Source organism: Deferrisoma palaeochoriense (assembly GCF_054656955.1).
On record NZ_BAAHXI010000002.1, the window covers coordinates 1 to 15974 of the forward strand.

Genomic DNA, 15974 nt, shown 5'->3' on the forward strand with positions numbered 1-15974 from the left:
GCCGTGGTCCAGACGGCCGCGGCGCACCGTGTGGCCGTGGCGGAAGTTATTGTTTTTGCAAACGGGCCGCGGCCTACGGGAGCTTCCAAAGCGATCCGGGCGCGGTGGGGGCGCGGCGAGGCAAGGGGCCGCACCCGGCTCTCCACCAGCCCCCCGCCCGCGGGTTTCCGCTAAAACGCCGGGAATCTGACAATACTTCCGTTGGTTCCAGTAGCTTTCGAGCCTCCTAATGCTCCGCCGGCTCAATCGGCACGCCCGGAAGCGGGCCCCATGCCCGCGTGATCTCCTCGCGCGCCTCTCTTGGCGCCGGGGGAATCCCGTCCCAGCGTTCCAGCCGGCTTGACGCCGCCGCCGGTTCCGGGCGATTCTCCGCGGCACCCGCCGTGCGCCGAAACCATCCTGGAACTCGAAGGGGAAACCGTGTCGAAGCGAATCTGGCTGGCCGTTCTTCTCGCCGCCCTGGCGGCCTGCACCCAGGGATCCCAGGAATCCGAGAAACCTGAAGCCCCCAAGGAGCCGCAGGCCCAGGTCGATCTCTCGCCCGCCTACGGCGACACCTTCGTGGACGCCTCGATCGGCGACGCCTCCACCCTGATCCCGATCCTCGCCACCGACTCCGCCTCCCATTCCGTGGCGGGCCTCATCTACAACGGGCTCGTGAAATACGACGGGGAGTACAACGTGGTGGGGGACCTCGCCGAGTCCTGGGAGGTGAGCGAGGACAACCTCACGATCACCTTCTATCTCAAGAAAGGGGTGCGATTCCACGACGGCGCCCCCCTCACGGCCCGGGACGTGGAGTTCACCTACCGGGTCACCATGGACCCGAATACGCTCACGGCCTACCGGGGCGATTTCGAACCGGTGGACTCGGTGGAGGTGCTGGACGACCACACCCTGCGGGTGCGCTACAAGGAGCCCTTCGCCCCGGCCCTGATCTCCTGGGGCGCGGCCGTGCTGCCGCGGCACCTCCTGGAAGGGAAGGACATCAACACCTCGGAACTGGGGCGGCATCCCGTGGGGACGGGCCCGTTCCGGTTCGTGGAGTGGACCACGGGCCAGCGCATCGTGCTGGAGCGCAACCCCGACTACTTCGACGTGGATCCCGACACCGGGATGCGCCTTCCCTATTTCGATCGGTACGTGTTCCGGATCATCCCGGACCTCGGGGTGCAGTTCAACGAGCTTCTGGCCGGGAAGATCGACATGATGGGGTTGAAGCCCCTCCAGTGGGTGCGCCAAACCGATTCGGAGCGGTTCCGGTCGCAGTACAACAAGTACAAATACCTGGCCAACGCGTACACGTATTTAGGTTACAACCTCGAAAAGCCGATGTTTCAGGACGTACGGGTGCGCCGGGCGCTCACCCACGCGATCGACAAGAACGAGATCGTGGAGGGCGTGCTCCTGGGCCTCGGGGTGCCGGCCACCGGCCCCTACAAGCCGGGCACCTGGGTGTACAATCCGGACGTTCCCAAGTACCCCTACGATCCGGAGAGAGCCAAGGCGCTGCTGGCCGAGGCCGGCTGGACCGACACCGACGGCGACGGGGTGCTCGACAAGGACGGGCGGCCGTTTCGGTTCACCGTGCTGACAAACCAGGGGAACGACCAACGGCTCAAAACGGCCGAGATCATCCAGCAGCGGCTCAAGGCCGTGGGGGTGGAGATCGAGATCCGGGTGCTCGAGTGGGCCGCGTTCATCAACGAGTTCGTGAAGCCCGGGAAGTTCGACGCCGTGATCTTGGGGTGGACGATCACCCAGGACCCGGATCTCTACGACGTGTGGCACTCGTCGAAGGCGGTGCCGGGCGGGCTCAACCACACCCACTACCGCAACCCGGAGGTGGACGACCTGTTGGTGCGGGCCCGCAAGACCTTCGATCGGGAGGAGCGAAAGCGGCTCTACGACCGGTTCCAGGAGATCCTGGCCGAGGATCAGCCGTACACGTTTCTGTACGTGCCCTACGCCCTGGTGGCCGTGTCGAACCGGGTGCACGGCATCCGACCGGCCCCGGCGGGCATCACCTATAACTTCGAGCGCTGGTACGTGCCCAAGGCCCTCCAGCGCCACACGGAGACGCCCTGATCCATGCTCGCGTACGTGGCCAAGCGGGTCGCGTTCATGGTCCCCATGCTCCTGGGGATCACGGTGATCTCGTTTGCGCTGATGCACATGGCCCCGGGGTCCCCGACCGAACTCTACACCGAGCTCAACCCGAAGGTGGGGGCCGAGTTTCGGGAGCGGTTCGAGCGATATTACGGGCTCGACAAGCCGCTTCCCGTGCAGTATGTGACCTGGCTCAGCCAGGTGGTGCGGCTGGACCTCGGGGTGAGTTTCAGCCCCGACAAGCGGCCCGTGTGGGACAAGATCCGGGAGCGTCTGCCGATCACGATCCTGATCAACCTCCTGAGCCTCGTGGTGATCCTGGCCTCGGCCGTGCCCCTCGGGGTGCTTTCGGCGGTGCGAAGGGGGAGCCGGTTCGACCGGACGACAACGGTTCTGGTGTTTGCCGGGTTTTCGATCCCGAGTTTCTGGCTCGCGCTCCTCCTCATGAAATGGCTGGGGGTGGATTTGGGGTGGCTGCCCATCTCGGGGCTCGAGTCCTTGGGGGCCGACCGGCTGCCGCCTTTGGCGCGGTTCTGGGACCGGGTGCAGCACCTCATCCTGCCGGTGTTCGTCTCGGCCGTGGGGGGGCTTGCCGGGATCAGCCGGTACATGCGCGGGTCCATGCTGGAGGTGGTACGGCAGGATTACATCACCGCCGCCCGGGCCAAGGGGCTGCCCGAGTGGCGCGTGATCTACCTGCACGCCCTCCGGAACAGCCTTCTGCCCATCGTGACCCTGATGGGGTTCTGGATCCCGGCGCTGATCGGGGGGAGTGTGATTTTCGAGACCATCTTCGCCATTCCGGGGATGGGACAGCTCTTCTATCAAAGCGTGATGGCCCGGGACTACCCCGTGATCCAGGGGATTTTGCTCCTGGGAAGCGGGCTCACCCTGGTGGGGAACCTCGTGGCCGACCTGACCTACGCCCTGGTGGATCCCCGCATCCGGTTCGGCCGGGGGTAGAAAGGGGAAGACGGTGCCTCCTCGACGCAGACGCCTCGGCGAGATCCTGATGGACGCCGGCCTCATCACCGAGACCCAGCTCCAGGCGGCCCTGAGCAGCCAGAAAACCTGGGGCGGGAAGCTGGGCTCCACCTTGGTGCGCATGGGGTTCGTAAAGGAGGAGGACATCCTGCGGTGCCTCTCGGCGCAGCTTCGGCTTCCGGCCGTGGACTTCCGCAAGGTCCGCATCTCCCCCCGGGCCCTGGCCGCCGTACCCCTGCGGATCGCCGAGAAGTACCACGTGATCCCGGTGGCCCTGAAGGAGGAGTCGGGGAAGAAGTCGGTGATCCTGGCCATGGCCGATCCCACGAACCTGGACGCCATCAGCGAGATCGAGTTCCAGACCGGGGTGAACGTGCGGCCGGTGGTGGCCACCGAGTCGGGCATCACCCGGGCCATCAACTACTACTACCGCAAGCAGGGGCCCGACCCGGCCGGAGGAGGCCCACCGAGGCCGGGGCCCGTGACCCCCACCGCGGCCCCGCCCGCCGCCGAACCCGAGGAGGAGATGGTGATCCTCCAGAAGGGGGAGGAACGGCGGGTCGGTTCGCTCGACGGTTTGGACGCGAAGGACCTCCTCGAACTCCTCCTTCGGGTGCTCGAGAAGAAGGGCGTCGTCACCCGGGAGGAACTCCTGGCCGCCCTGCGCTCGGAGTGATGGGGAAGCCGACCCACGTGGGCCCGTGGCGGACCCTATGGCTCCGCCTCCGGCGGAACCGCCAGGCCATGGCGGGGCTTGTCATCGTTTCGGCCCTGGCCGTGGTGGCCGTGCTCCACCCGTGGCTCGCCCCCTACGACCCCGCCCAGGTGGACATCCGGCACATCCTGGAGCCCCCGAGCAGCCGCCACTGGTTCGGCACCGACGAACTCGGACGCGACGTGCTCTCGCGGCTTCTCTACGGCGCCCCCATCAGCCTCCTCGTGGGGTTCGTGGCCGTGGGCATCGCCGTGGCCATCGGCACCGTGCTGGGCTGCACCGCCGGCTACTACGGCGGGTGGTGGGACAGCCTGGTGATGCGCTTCGTGGACCTCATGCAGTCGATCCCCACGTTTTTCCTGATCCTTTCGGCCATCGCGTTTTTGAAGCCCTCGATCTGGCTCATCATGGTGATCATCGGGGCCACCGGCTGGATGGGCGTGTGCCGGTTGGTGCGGGCCGAGGTGCTGAGCCTCAAGAACCGGGAGTTCGTGCTGGCGGCCCGGGTGCAGGGCGCGGGGGATGCCCGGATCCTGTTCCGGCACCTGCTCCCCAACGCCATGGTGCCGGTGCTCGTGTCCGCGACCCTGGGCATCGCCGGGGCGATCCTGGTGGAGTCGAGCCTGTCGTTCCTGGGCCTCGGGGTGCAGCCGCCCCAGCCCTCCTGGGGAAACATGCTGGCCCAGGCCCGGGACAACCTGGAGGGGGGGTGGTGGGTCACCGTGTTTCCCGGGATGGCGATTTTCTTGACGGTGCTGGGCTATAACCTTCTGGGCGAGGGCCTGCGCGACGCCCTGGACCCGAAGATCAACGACTGACCCGCGCCGGCAGAGCCATAGGAGCGTTCGTTGCCCCATCTTCTCGAGGTGGAGAACTTACGGGTTTCGTTCCACACCCGCGCCGGCGAGGTGCCGGCCGTGCGGGGCCTGGACCTGACCGTGGGCCACGGCGAGGCCGTGGGGCTCGTGGGCGAGTCGGGGTGTGGCAAGAGCGTGACCGCGCTGAGCCTCATGGGCCTCGTGCCGGATCCCGGCCGGATCGAGGCGGGTTCCATCCGGCTGGAGGGAAGGGAACTGGTGGGGCTTCCGGACGAGGAGTACCGCAGAATCCGAGGCCGGCAAATCGGCATGGTGTTCCAGGAGCCCATGACCAGCCTGAACCCGGTGTTCACCGTGGGGTTCCAGGTGGCCGAGGCCCTGACGACCCATTTCGACCTGCCGCGCGACGAGGTGCGGCGCCGGTGCGTGGAACTTCTTACCGAGGTGGGCATCCCCGCTCCCGAGGACCGGCTCCGCGCTTACCCGGCCCAGCTTTCGGGGGGGCTGCGCCAGCGGGTGATGATCGCGATCGCGGTGGCCTGCCGGCCCCAGTTGGTGATCGCCGACGAGCCCACCACCGCCCTGGACGTCACGATCCAGGCCCAGATCATGGGGCTCCTGGGCCGGCTGCGGCGGGAGCGGGGCATGGCCCTCCTCCTCATCACCCACGATCTGGGGCTCGTGGCCCAAAATGTGGACCGGGTGGTGGTGATGTACGCCGGGTACGCGGTGGAGGAGGCGAGCACCCGAGAGCTCTTCCGCGACCCCCTGCACCCCTACACCCGGGGCCTCCTGGGCTCCATCCCCGGGGCGAGCGGGATCCGCAGGGGCGAGCGGTTGCGGGCCATCCCCGGAAACGTCCCCCACCCCAGCCGGGTTCCGTCGGGGTGCCCGTTCCGGGACCGGTGCGACCTGGCCATCGAGGCCTGCGGGGACGCCGTGCCGGCCCTCGAGGAGAAGCGGCCCGGGCACCGGGCCCGTTGCATCCGGGTGGACCGAGATGTTTGAGGTACGGGCGGTGGAGCGGCGCTACCCGGTGAAGCGGGGGGCCTTCGGGAAGCGCCGGTGGCTTCGGGCGGTGGACGGGGTGGACCTGACCCTGACCCAGGGGGAGACCCTGGCCCTGGTGGGGGAGTCGGGGTGCGGGAAGAGCACCCTGGCGCGGCTCCTCCTGCGGCTCGAGCCCCCCACGGCCGGGGAGATCCGGTACGCCGGCCGGGACCTCTGGGCCATGGACCGGGAGGAAATCCGGAGGTTCCGGCGGCAGGTCCAGATGGTGTTCCAGGACCCCCAGGCCTCGCTCAACCCCAGGATGCGGGTGGGCCAGATCGTGGGGGAGGGCATGGTGATTCACCGGCTCGCCCGGGGCGTGGAGCTTCGGGAACGGGTGGCGCGGCTTCTGGAGCAGGTGGGGCTGCCCCCCGAGGCGGCCGAGGCCTATCCCCACGAGTTCAGCGGGGGGCAGCGCCAGCGAATCGGCATCGCCCGGGCCCTGGCCGTGGAGCCCCGGGTCGTGGTGGCCGACGAGCCGGTCTCGGCCCTGGACGTGTCGGTGCAGGCGCAGATCCTGAACCTGCTCCAAGATCTGAAGGAACAACACGGACTTACGTACCTTTTTATCAGCCACGACCTGCGGGTCGTGGAGCACATCTCGGACCGGGTGGCCGTGATGTACCTCGGCCGGGTGGTGGAGGAGGGCCCGAGCGAGGCCGTGTTCGCCCGCCCCCTGCACCCCTACACCGAGGCCCTGCTCACGGCGGTGCCCGTGCCCGACCCCGAACGACGCCGGGAGCCCCGGGTCCCGGAAGGGGACGTGCCGAACCCGATCGACCCGCCGCCGGGCTGCCCGTTTCACCCCCGGTGCCCCCGGCGGTTCGGGCCCTGCGACCGGGAGGTGCCGGTCGTCTCCGAGCCCGAACCGGGCCACCGGGTCCGGTGCCACCTTCACGCCTGAGCCGAGGGAAGCCATGCAAAGCGTCCTGCGGCCGATGGATGCAAAGGAACTGCGGCTGCTTGCCCTGTGTGTCGGGGTGAGCCTCGTGGTCCACGCCCTGGCCGTGTGGCTGGCCGCGCCCGGGGGCGCCCGCCCCTCGAAGGAGACCCCGGCGCCCCTGGCCGAACGGTTCGCCGCGGCGGTCAACGCGGCCACCGACCTCGACGCCGCGGATCGGGCCAAGCTGGAAGCCTCGTTGGCCAGGGTGAAACGCGCCGGGTGGCAGCGGGTGGAGATGGCCGAGACCCTCCAGTGGGTGGCCCAGGAGGTCGGGGTGCCGCTCTCGGACTGCGACCTGGTGCGGGCCCTCGACGCCGAGCGGGCCCGGGAGGGCCGGTGGGACATCCGGGCGTGGGTGCGGTGGGAGGCCGGAGCGGGCGCCGAGCCGTTCCTTCGGCTTGCCTACCTCGTGGGGGAGGGGACCTTGAAGAGCGATTTCGGGTCCCACCGCCTCTGGATCCACGTCGAGGCCCCCGAGGGCGCCGGCCGGGTGGCCCTGGAAACGATGGATTGCCGGCTGTTCCGGGCGGGGAAACTCTCGGCCGCGGACCTGCTGCACCGGGCCCGGTGGTTCGACGGGTGACGCCAGCGAGGAGGCTGGGAGGCTGGAAGGCTAGAAGGCTGGGAGGCCGAGAGGGCAGAAAGCTGGGAGGCCCGTGTCCGCCTCCGGGATATACGGTCCGGTTCCCCGGCCGGTGCGCGGGCCGCGGGGCGGGGCAAAGGGCCTTGGCACCTCCGTGGGGCGTGGTTACTATAGGGGCGACTCGCCGGGATCGACGGCGCCGGGACCGGGCCGACGATCCCGGCGCTCGTGTATCCGGGGAGCGTTGATTCACCCCAACACCGCGGAGAACTGGCCATGTTCTACTTCGACCCCTTGTATTTTCTGCTCATCGCGCCGGCGTTTTTGCTGTCGCTCGTGGCCCAGATGTGGGTCCAGTCCGCGTTCCACCGCTACGGGGAGCGGATGAACCGCAGGGGGATCACGGGGGCCCAGGCGGCCGAGATGATCCTCGCCCGGTCAGGGCTCCACGACGTGCGGATCGAGATGGCGCAGGGGTTTCTGTCGGACCATTACGACCCGCGATCCCGGGTGCTGCGGTTGAGCCCCGATGTGTACGCGAAGCCCAGCCTCGCCGCCGTGGGAGTGGCGGCCCACGAGGCCGGCCACGCGCTCCAGCACGCGGCAGGGTACGCGCCGCTCCAACTCCGCTCGGCCCTCGTGCCGGTGGCCTCCATCGGCTCCCAGCTCGCCTGGCCGCTTCTCATCTTCGGGTTCCTGTTGCACACCATGGCCCTGGTGAAGCTCGGGGTGATCCTCTTCGCCGCGGCCGTGGCGTTTCAGCTCGTGACCCTGCCGGTGGAGTTCAACGCGAGCCGCCGGGCGTTGGCGGCCGTGGAGAGCGTGGGGATCCTGGGGCCCGACGAGCTCCCGGGGGCCCGCCAGGTGCTCACGGCCGCGGCCCTCACCTACGTGGCGGCCGCGGTCACGGCGGTGATGCAGCTCCTCTACTTCCTCCTTCGTTCGGGACTCCTGGGGGGGAGGGACGAGTAGGCCGTGAGGGCCCCGGCCTGGAAACGGCTGGTCGACCGGCTGACCGACGAGGGCTACGAGAGCCCGTATCTCGACCGGCTGCGCCGGCGGCTCGACGTGTACCAGGCCCAGCGGGAGCTCGAGAAGGAGATCCTCCAGGAGATGGCGGCGGCCCTGGGCCGGGCCGAGGAGAAGGTGCTGGTGGCCCTCCTGGAGCTGGAACTCCTGGGCCGGCAGGTGGACCGGCTCGAGGCGGAAGGGGCGGAGGACCTCGCGGAGGCGGTCCTTCGGTTCAACGCCAAGCGCCGGGAGGCCCAGCAGCGGCTGTGGGAGCTCGTGATCCACCGGGAGGCCTTGGGGTTTCGGAACCACCGGATCCTGGACGAATTCTACCCGATTCCCCCGCCCAGGCGTCCGAGGGCGTAGGGCCCGTCCCCGCTCCCGCGGCGCCCTTACCCGGCCTCGGGTTCTGCCTGCGCTGCTGTCCCGTTCGCGGCCGCCGGCCAGAGTTCGGCCGTCAGGGTGCCCGCCACGATCAAGAGGCCGCCGGCCCATGCCGCCGGCGTGAGCCGCTCCCCCGCGAGCCACACCGAGAAAAGGGCGGCGAACACCGGCTCCAGGGTGTAGATCAGCGCCGCCCGGGCCGGGGTGGTGTAGCGCTGGTAGGTGGTCATGATCCAGAAGGCGTAGACTGTGGCGAACACCGCGGTGATCACCACGGCCCCCGCCAGGCCGGCCGACCACGCCCGGGGCCAGGTGACGGGCTCGAAGGCCAGGCTTCCGGCCCCGGCCAGAACCGCCATGGTGGCCACCTGCACGAACGTGAGCGCCCGGGCGTCCACCCCGGCCGTGAGGGCGTCGAGCCCCAGCACGTGAAGCGCCACGAACACGGAACACAGGAGCACCAGGAGATCCCCGGTCCCGAGGTGCCAGGGGGCGCTTCCCGTAAGCAGCCACAGGCCCACCACCGCAAGCCCCGTGCCCAGCTTGGCCCCCGGGCCGGGGCGCTTCCCCAGGATGGGCCCCGCCAGGAGGGGCACCCACACCACGTTGAGGCCCGTGAGGAAGCCCGCGTTGGCGGCGGTGGTGCGTTCGAGCCCGAAGGTTTGAAACAGGTAGGCCAGAAAGAGCAGGGTGCCCAAGAACACCCCCCGGTTCCAGCCCCGGCGGCCGAGCCGCAGGATCTGGCCCCGGGCCATCCCGGCGAGGAGCGCCGCGGCCAGGGCAAAGCGAATCCACAGGAAACACAGCACAGGCACCTGGCCGATGGCGTCCTTCACCACCGGGAAGGTGCCCCCCCAAAACACGGTCACCGTGGCCAGCAGGAACTCGGCCCATAGTTGCCGGTTGCGACCCATCTGGTGCACGACGCTTCCTTTCTCCCCAGCGCCCTGGCGCCGGGGGCACAAAGAAAAGCCGCCCCGTTCTTGCCGGGGCGGGGTGTGTGTGGTATAAGCGCTTTCCCTTTTACCAAATTCAGTTTCGCCGCGCTACACCCTTCGAGGAATGCCGATGGAACGCGGGGAGAAAGAGCCGGTCCAGGTCGTCTGTCCCCGGTGCCGGTTCACCCAGATCGTTTACCTCCCGGTGGAGGACCTTCCCCGGTGCCCGGAGTGCGGCACCCGGATGGTGATCGAGGAACTCCTGGACGAGGGCAAGTCGTACTGAGAGCCCTGTCTTCTCCTTCTCTCTTCCCCCACGTTACGCGAAAGGAGAGTCCCATGAAACGACTTCTGTCCATCCTGACGGTTGTGGCCCTTGCCGTTGCCACCCTGGTTCCGGCGGCCTCCGCGGGCACGCTGGACGAGATCCTGGAGCGGGGTTCGCTCCGGGTCGGCATGGAGCCTGGCTACATGCCCTTCGAGCTCACCAACCGCAAGGGCGAGATCGTCGGCTTCGACGTGGACATCGCGAAGCGCATGGCCAAGGCCATGGGGGTGAAGCTGGAGTTGGTGAGCACCGCCTGGGACGGTATCATCCCCTCGCTCATGACGAAGAAGTTCGACATCATCATGAGCGGCATGACCGTGACCCAGCAGCGGAACCTCCAGATCAACTTCGCCGACCCCTACATCGTGGTGGGGCAGACCATCGTGATCCGCAAAGAACTCGCGGGGAAGGTCAAGTCGTACAGGGACCTCAACGACCCCAAGTATAAGGTGGTGTCGAAGCTCGGCACCACGGGCGAGCAGGCCGTGAAGCGGCTGATCCCCAAGGCCACCTATATCTCCTTCGAGCGCGAGGACGAGGGGTTGATGGAGGTGGTACGGGGCAAGGCCGACGCTTTCGTGTACGACCACCCCTACTGCGCCCTGGCCGTGAAGCAGAAGGGCGAGGGCAAGGTGGTGTGGCTCGACGAGCCCTTCACCTACGAGCCGCTGGCCTGGGGCGTCCGGAAGCGCGATTACGATTTTATCAACTGGCTCAACAACTTCCTGCGGCAGATCAAGAACGACGGTACCTACGACAAGATCTACGAGAAGTGGTTCAAGGACGACGCCTGGTTGAAGGATCTGCAGCAGTAACCCGACCCCGAATCTCGCCGAAGGGCCCCGTACCCCGGGGCCCTTCGTGCGAAGGCGGAAGGACGCCGTGAAACAGACAACCCGTACCTGGCCCTGGAACCTGTTGCTCGGGCTCATCCTGCTCGGCCTCGCCGCCGGGATCTGGGTGGCCACCAAACGGGTGGACTACACCTGGCGGTGGAACCGGGTGCCCCAGTATTTCGCCTACCACGCGGAGATCAACGAGCACGCCCCGGCCGACGGCCGGGTGGTGGAGATCCGCAACACCGGCTCAGACGCGGTGATCGTGTTCGAGAGCGACACCGGCGACCGATCGGAGATCCGGGTAGAGACCGACACCGTTCGGGTATCGGAGGGCGAGGAGTTGTTCGAGGGCGATATCGTGGGCTCGCGTCACCAGTGGAAGGTGGGGCCGCTCACGAAGGGGCTCTGGACCACCCTGTGGATCTCGTTCTTCTCGGGGGTGCTCGGTCTCGTCCTGGGGCTTGTCACGGGGCTCGCCCGGATCTCCAAGAACCCGACCCTCAAGGGGCTCGCGGTGTTCTACGTCGAGCTCATCCGGGGCACCCCGCTGCTGGTTCAGATCTTCATCTTTTACTTCTTCATCGGCACCGTGCTGAGCCTCGACCGGATCGTGGCGGGCATCCTGGCCCTGGCCGTGTTCGCGGGGGCCTACACGGCCGAGATCGTCCGGGCCGGGATCCAGTCGATCCCCCGGGGCCAGATGGAGGCGGCCCGGTCACTGGGGATGACCCTGTTCCAGGCCATGCGCTACATCATCCTGCCCCAGGCCTTCAAGCGGATCTTGCCCCCGCTCGCCGGGCAGTTCATCAGCCTGATCAAGGACTCGTCGCTCGTGTCGGTCATCGCCATCACCGATCTCACGAAGGCCGGCCGGGAGGTCATCACCTCCACCTTCGCCACCTTCGAGATCTGGTTCACGGTGGCGGCCCTGTATCTTCTGATCACCTCGCTCTTGAGCCAGGTGATCCTGTGGATGGAACGGAGGCTCGCGGTCAGTGATTAAGGTTCGCGATCTCGTCAAGATCTTCCACGCCCGCGGCCACGTGGTCCGGGCCGTGGACGGGGTGAGCACCGATGTCGCCAAGGGGGAGGTGGTCGTGGTGATCGGCCCCTCGGGGTCGGGAAAGTCTACGTTCCTCCGGTGCCTGAACGGGCTCGAGACCTTCGACTCGGGGCACGTGGTGATCGACGGCATGGACTTGGCGGACAAGAAGACCGACATCAACAAGGTCCGCCGGGACGTGGGCATGGTGTTCCAGCAGTTCAACCTGTTTCCCCACAAGACCGTGCTCGACAACATCTGCCTGGCCCAGCAGGTGGTCCGGAAGCGATCCCGGGAGGAGGCCGAGGCCAAGGCCCGGCAACTGCTCAAGAAGGTCGGGATCGCCGAGAAGGAGTCGGAGTACCCCTCGCGGCTTTCCGGCGGGCAGCAGCAGCGGGTGGCCATCGCCCGGGCGCTCGCCATGGACCCCAAGGTGATGCTCTTCGACGAGCCCACGAGCGCCCTGGATCCCGAGATGGTGGGGGAGGTGCTGGACGTCATGAAGCAGCTCGCCCGGGAGGGCATGACCATGGTCGTCGTGACCCACGAGATGGGGTTCGCCCGGGAGGTGGCCGACCGGGTGCTCTTCATGGACGAGGGCAAGATCGTCGAGGAAGGCCCCCCGGACCAGATTTTCTCGAACCCCCAGAACGACCGGACGAAGTTGTTTTTGAGCCAGGTGTTGTAACGGCTGGAAAGCCGAACCGCTCTCACGCTTACGCCGCGTCGCGGGAACCCCGAGGGTGCACCGTCTAGGAACTCCGTGCCCTCCGTGTCCTCCCTGGTTTCCCCCCCCTGTCCGCTCTTCGGCCCCGGCGAGGATGTCCCGCCGGGGCCGTTTCCGTTAGAATCCCTGCCGTGAGTCCCCGACCGACGGCCCGCACTCCCGGAAACGGCGGCGTCGATCCGGGGGGAGAGCGGCCTCCCCCGGGCCGGGGAGGGCAGGGCGTCCCGGTCCCGACGCCCCGCGGTTCCGCCCCGCCCTGTTCCGAACCGCTTCGGTGATCCCGATGAACGACGCTTTCCCACCTCTCTCGCCCCTCCGGCCCCTTCGGACTGGGGATCTCGTGGCCCTGGTGGCGGCCGCCGGACCGGTGACGGCCGAGCGCGCCGAGGGGGCGAAACGGCTTCTCGAGGCCCGAGGGCTTCGGGTGCGGCTTCGGTACGACCCGCGGCGTTCCCGGCGCTACCTGGCCGCCGGCGACGAAGAGCGGTGGGCCGACCTCTGGGGGGCCCTCACGGATCCCGAGGTGGCGGCCGTGTGGTTCCTGCGGGGCGGGTACGGCGCCGTGCGGCTCCTCCCCCGGTTCGCCGCAGAGGACCCGCCCCCGGCGCCCAAGCCACTCGTCGGGTTCTCGGACAACACGGCGCTCTTGGCGTTCGTCCGCCGCTGGGGCTGGCCCGCGCTCCACGGGCCCCACCCGGACCCGGACGATCCCGACGGCGTGGATGCGGTCCTCGGGAGCCTCGGGTTCTGGGGCGAGCCCGCGAGACCCGCCCAATCGGGCCTGCGGCTCTGGAACCCCGGGGCGTGGGAACCCCGGGTCGCGGCGGTGGAGGGGGGGTGCCTCGCGCTCCTCGCGGCGCTCCAGGGCACGCCCTACGCCCCGGCGTTTTCTGGAAAAATCGCGTTCCTGGAAGACGTGGGCGAACCGGCCTACCGGCTCGACCGGATGCTGTGGCAGCTCGTGGCCGCCGGCGCCTTCGAGGGGTGTCGGGGCGTCGTGTTCGGCCGGCCCGAGAGCTTTGTCGCCGAGGATCGGGAGCGGGCGGCCGTGGAGGAACTCCTCCACGAGTTCGCCTCCCAGGCGCCGTTCCCGGTGCTCTCGGGGGTCCCGGCCGGGCACTGCCGCCCGAACCTCCCCCTGCCCCTGGGCCGCCGGGCCTACCTCGATCCGGAAGGGGGCCGGATCGCCTGGATCGAATCCTTGGTGGAGCCGTGATCCCCCGGCCGGGCCGTCTTCTGATCGTGGGCTTCGAGGGGGCGTCCGTGCCCCCGTGGCTCCGTGCCTTCGCCCGGCGGTGGGGCCTCGGAGGGGTGATCCTGTTTCGCCGCAATGTGCCGGACGCCGGGACCGCGGCGCGGCTCGTGGGCGAGGTCAAGGAAACCCTCGCCGAGGCCGACCCGGGTTCCCCGGCCCTGGTGTTCGTGGACCAGGAGGGGGGCCGGGTCGAGCGGCTCCGGGACGGGGTGCCCCGGTTGCCCCCCGCCCGGGAGTTGGCCCGGGAGGGGGCGGACGTCCTCTCGGAGCGGGTCGAGGCCCAGGCCCGGGCCCTGGCTGCCCTCGGGATCGACGGGAACCTGGCCCCGGTTTGCGACCTGCCTACGGCCGGGGAGAGCGGGGTGATCGGGGACCGCGCGTTCGGCGACGACCCGGCCGCGGTGGCCCCCCTGGTCCGGGCCCACGTGCGGGCGTGCCTGCGGGGCGGGGTTCTCCCCTGCGCCAAGCATTTCCCCGGCCACGGCCGGGCCCGGGTGGACAGCCATGTGGGCCTTCCCACCGTGGAGGCGGCGTGGGACGAAATGGCGGCCCGGGACCTGGTGCCGTTCCGGGCGGCCGTGGCGGCCGGGGTGCCGCTCGTCATGGCCGGGCACCTCCGGGTGCCGGCCGTGGACGACCGGCCGGCCACCCTGTCCCGTCGGTGGCTCGGCGACGTGCTCCGGGGCCGGTTGGGGTTTCGGGGTGCCGTGATCTCCGACGACATGGAGATGGGGGCGCTGGGGGCGCTCGGACCGGTCGCAGAGGGGGCCGTGGAGGCGGTGGAGGCCGGGTGCGACCTCCTCATTTTCGGCCGGATGCTCCGGCCCGACCTCGACCTCGACGAGGTGGCCGGGATGCTGGCGGAGCGCGCGCGCCCGGAGCGGTTGGCCGAGGGCCGGGCCCGGGTGGAGGCGCTTGTGGGGAACCGGCGATGACCGCGGTTCCTGCGGCCCGGAACCTCGTCCGGGTGTTTCCGGATCTCGGTTCCGTAGACCGGGTGGAGCCCTTGGCGGGCGACGGATCGGCCCGGCGGTTCTACCGCGTGTTCGTCGGGGGAGGCACCCGGGTCCTCCTCGAGGGCCCCGACCCCATGGAGAACGGGGCCTACGTCCGGATCACCCGGCACCTCGCCGCGTGCGGGGTCCGGGTGCCCCGGGTGTTCGGCGTGTGGGAGGAGGGGGGATGGATCCTCCTAGAGGACCTGGGGGACCGGAGCCTCTTCCGGGCCCTGCGGGCGCCGGGGGCAGACCCCGTGGCCCTCTACCGGCCGGTGTTGGACCTTCTCGTCCGGATGCAGGTGGACGGCGCCCGGGGGTTTCGGCTCGAGACGGGGTTCGCCCCCCGGCCCTACGACGAGCGCACCATGGTGGAGGACGAGGGGCTCTACTTCGCCCGGGAGTTCGCGCAAGGGGTCCTGGGCCTCGCGGTGCCGGCCGGGTTCCGGACCGACCTCGAGCGGTTGGCCGCCCGGGTGCCCCCGGGGGCGCGCGGCTACTTCCTCCACCGGGACTTCCAGAGCCGCAACGTCCACCTGACCCCGGAGGGGCCGGCCGCCATCGACTTCCAGGGCGCCCGGCCCGGACCCCTGGCCTACGACACGGCGGCCCTCATCCTGGACCCGTACGCCGACCTCCCGCACGGCGTTCGGGTGGTGCTCCTCGAGGAGTACCGGAACCGCCTCGTGGCGGCCGGGGCCCTTCGGGGCTGGACCGAGGAGGCCTGGATCGCCTGCGGCACCTTTCGGCTCCTCCAGGCCCTGGGGGCGTTCGGAAAGCTCGGATGGAGGCTCGGGAAACCCGGATTCCGGGAACACGCGCCGGCCGCCCTGCGGACCCTGGAGCACCACTTAGCGCCGGTGGCCCGCCGGTTTCCGCACCTTGCCGAAACCGTGGCCCGGGCCCGGGAGGCCTTGGAACGTTCGGGGAAGAGCCCATGCGAAACGTAATCTCCCTCACGATCGTGCTCGCACTGGCCCCCCTCGCGGGCGGATGCAGCCCCCGGTCCTGGTGTCGGGGCGTGTTCGAAGGAGACGCCTGGCACGAGCGCGCCGAGAAAACGCCCCCTCCGGACCTTCCGCCCACCTACGACGAGTATGAGCGGGCCCGAACCGAACCTTCGGCCCAGAGGCGCTGAGGCCGTCGAACGCATGGCCGTCGGGCGGGTAGGGGGGTGGCGCTCTGGCGGGCGTCACGCCCGTTGACGCGTCCATCTGGTCGGGCGAGGGAGGAGACCGCCGCGCGCCCCCAGG

General features: G+C 69.5%; 18 protein-coding genes. 17 read left to right on the plus strand and 1 reads right to left on the minus strand.

All coding sequences use genetic code 11. The features are described from left to right. The first annotated feature begins 420 nt into the window (after window positions 1-420). The 9 genes from ACYQ8L_RS00845 (at window position 421) to ACYQ8L_RS00885 (ending at window position 8579) form a co-directional block, all read left to right on the plus strand. Complete coding sequence (locus tag ACYQ8L_RS00845; protein WP_459939859.1) at window positions 421-2088, plus strand: peptide-binding protein; 1668 nt, start codon at window positions 421-423, stop codon at window positions 2086-2088. Between the two features lie 3 nt (window positions 2089-2091). Continuing rightward, window positions 2092-3072, plus strand: a complete 981-nt coding sequence (locus ACYQ8L_RS00850) for an ABC transporter permease (protein ID WP_459939860.1) — start codon at window positions 2092-2094, stop codon at window positions 3070-3072. A gap of 13 nt (window positions 3073-3085) precedes the next feature. Then, window positions 3086-3769 (plus strand): cyclic di-GMP-binding domain-containing protein, MshE-related, encoded by a 684-nt coding sequence (locus ACYQ8L_RS00855; RefSeq protein WP_459939861.1) that lies wholly within the window; start codon window positions 3086-3088, stop codon window positions 3767-3769. After that, window positions 3769-4626 (plus strand): oligopeptide ABC transporter permease, encoded by an 858-nt coding sequence (gene opp4C, locus ACYQ8L_RS00860; protein WP_459939862.1) that lies wholly within the window; start codon window positions 3769-3771, stop codon window positions 4624-4626. The genes ACYQ8L_RS00855 and opp4C overlap by 1 nt, the downstream gene beginning before the upstream one ends. Window positions 4627-4656: 30 nt before the next feature. Further along, entirely contained in the window at window positions 4657-5634 is a 978-nt protein-coding gene (locus ACYQ8L_RS00865; protein ID WP_459939863.1) for an ABC transporter ATP-binding protein, read from the plus strand. Further along, window positions 5627-6580, plus strand: coding sequence for an ABC transporter ATP-binding protein (locus ACYQ8L_RS00870; protein ID WP_459939864.1), 954 nt, complete (start codon window positions 5627-5629; stop codon window positions 6578-6580). Before ACYQ8L_RS00865 ends, ACYQ8L_RS00870 begins: the two co-directional genes overlap by 8 nt. A 13-nt stretch (window positions 6581-6593) precedes the next feature. Continuing rightward, window positions 6594-7202 (plus strand): hypothetical protein, encoded by a 609-nt coding sequence (locus ACYQ8L_RS00875; protein WP_459939865.1) that lies wholly within the window; start codon window positions 6594-6596, stop codon window positions 7200-7202. 276 nt (window positions 7203-7478) lie between these two features. Next, window positions 7479-8174, plus strand: coding sequence for a zinc metallopeptidase (locus ACYQ8L_RS00880; RefSeq protein ID WP_459939866.1), 696 nt, complete (start codon window positions 7479-7481; stop codon window positions 8172-8174). Window positions 8175-8177: 3 nt separating this feature from the next. Further along, the gene (locus ACYQ8L_RS00885; RefSeq protein WP_459939867.1) at window positions 8178-8579 is read left to right on the plus strand and encodes a hypothetical protein; all 402 of its coding nucleotides are present in this window, start codon (window positions 8178-8180) and stop codon (window positions 8577-8579) included. A gap of 26 nt (window positions 8580-8605) precedes the next feature. Here the strand turns inward: ACYQ8L_RS00885 and ACYQ8L_RS00890 are convergent, their stop codons facing one another. Then, window positions 8606-9511 (minus strand): DMT family transporter, encoded by a 906-nt coding sequence (locus ACYQ8L_RS00890; protein ID WP_459939971.1) that lies wholly within the window; start codon window positions 9509-9511, stop codon window positions 8606-8608. Between the two features lie 154 nt (window positions 9512-9665). Here ACYQ8L_RS00890 and ACYQ8L_RS00895 point away from each other — a divergent pair, with 154 nt between their 5' ends. The 8 genes from ACYQ8L_RS00895 (at window position 9666) to ACYQ8L_RS00930 (ending at window position 15859) form a co-directional block, all read left to right on the plus strand. Next, window positions 9666-9821, plus strand: a complete 156-nt coding sequence (locus ACYQ8L_RS00895) for a hypothetical protein (RefSeq protein ID WP_459939868.1) — start codon at window positions 9666-9668, stop codon at window positions 9819-9821. 53 nt (window positions 9822-9874) lie between these two features. Beyond that, the gene (locus ACYQ8L_RS00900) at window positions 9875-10678 is read left to right on the plus strand and encodes a transporter substrate-binding domain-containing protein (protein ID WP_459939869.1); all 804 of its coding nucleotides are present in this window, start codon (window positions 9875-9877) and stop codon (window positions 10676-10678) included. Window positions 10679-10745: 67 nt separating this feature from the next. Further along, window positions 10746-11705, plus strand: a complete 960-nt coding sequence (locus ACYQ8L_RS00905; protein ID WP_459939870.1) for an amino acid ABC transporter permease — start codon at window positions 10746-10748, stop codon at window positions 11703-11705. Further along, window positions 11698-12432, plus strand: coding sequence for an amino acid ABC transporter ATP-binding protein (locus ACYQ8L_RS00910; RefSeq protein WP_459939871.1), 735 nt, complete (start codon window positions 11698-11700; stop codon window positions 12430-12432). The genes ACYQ8L_RS00905 and ACYQ8L_RS00910 overlap by 8 nt, the downstream gene beginning before the upstream one ends. 322 nt (window positions 12433-12754) lie before the next feature. Then, window positions 12755-13687, plus strand: a complete 933-nt coding sequence (locus ACYQ8L_RS00915; protein ID WP_459939872.1) for a S66 peptidase family protein — start codon at window positions 12755-12757, stop codon at window positions 13685-13687. Then, a complete protein-coding gene (gene nagZ / locus ACYQ8L_RS00920; protein ID WP_459939873.1) occupies window positions 13684-14661 on the plus strand; it encodes a beta-N-acetylhexosaminidase in 978 nt (325 codons plus the stop codon). The genes ACYQ8L_RS00915 and nagZ overlap by 4 nt, the downstream gene beginning before the upstream one ends. Continuing rightward, the gene (locus ACYQ8L_RS00925; RefSeq protein ID WP_459939874.1) at window positions 14658-15671 is read left to right on the plus strand and encodes an aminoglycoside phosphotransferase family protein; all 1014 of its coding nucleotides are present in this window, start codon (window positions 14658-14660) and stop codon (window positions 15669-15671) included. The genes nagZ and ACYQ8L_RS00925 overlap by 4 nt, the downstream gene beginning before the upstream one ends. Next, on the plus strand, window positions 15659-15859 hold the full coding sequence (locus tag ACYQ8L_RS00930) for a hypothetical protein (protein WP_459939875.1): 201 nt from the start codon (window positions 15659-15661) through the stop codon (window positions 15857-15859). The genes ACYQ8L_RS00925 and ACYQ8L_RS00930 overlap by 13 nt, the downstream gene beginning before the upstream one ends. Window positions 15860-15974 lie beyond the last annotated feature (115 nt).

Excerpts from the sequence above, each read along its gene's own strand:
- ACYQ8L_RS00850 (WP_459939860.1), top strand. The coding sequence starts at position 2,092 with ATGCTCGCGTACGTGGCCAAGCGGGTCGCGTTCATGGTCCCCATGCTC.
- opp4C (WP_459939862.1), top strand. The coding sequence starts at position 3,769 with ATGGGGAAGCCGACCCACGTGGGCCCGTGGCGGACCCTATGGCTCCGC.
- ACYQ8L_RS00870 (WP_459939864.1), top strand. The coding sequence starts at position 5,627 with ATGTTTGAGGTACGGGCGGTGGAGCGGCGCTACCCGGTGAAGCGGGGG.
- ACYQ8L_RS00875 (WP_459939865.1), top strand. The coding sequence starts at position 6,594 with ATGCAAAGCGTCCTGCGGCCGATGGATGCAAAGGAACTGCGGCTGCTT.
- ACYQ8L_RS00880 (WP_459939866.1), top strand. The coding sequence starts at position 7,479 with ATGTTCTACTTCGACCCCTTGTATTTTCTGCTCATCGCGCCGGCGTTT.
- ACYQ8L_RS00890 (WP_459939971.1), bottom strand. The coding sequence starts at position 9,511 with ATGGGTCGCAACCGGCAACTATGGGCCGAGTTCCTGCTGGCCACGGTG.
- ACYQ8L_RS00895 (WP_459939868.1), top strand. The coding sequence starts at position 9,666 with ATGGAACGCGGGGAGAAAGAGCCGGTCCAGGTCGTCTGTCCCCGGTGC.
- ACYQ8L_RS00900 (WP_459939869.1), top strand. The coding sequence starts at position 9,875 with ATGAAACGACTTCTGTCCATCCTGACGGTTGTGGCCCTTGCCGTTGCC.
- ACYQ8L_RS00915 (WP_459939872.1), top strand. The coding sequence starts at position 12,755 with ATGAACGACGCTTTCCCACCTCTCTCGCCCCTCCGGCCCCTTCGGACT.
- ACYQ8L_RS00925 (WP_459939874.1), top strand. The coding sequence starts at position 14,658 with ATGACCGCGGTTCCTGCGGCCCGGAACCTCGTCCGGGTGTTTCCGGAT.
- ACYQ8L_RS00930 (WP_459939875.1), top strand. The coding sequence starts at position 15,659 with ATGCGAAACGTAATCTCCCTCACGATCGTGCTCGCACTGGCCCCCCTC.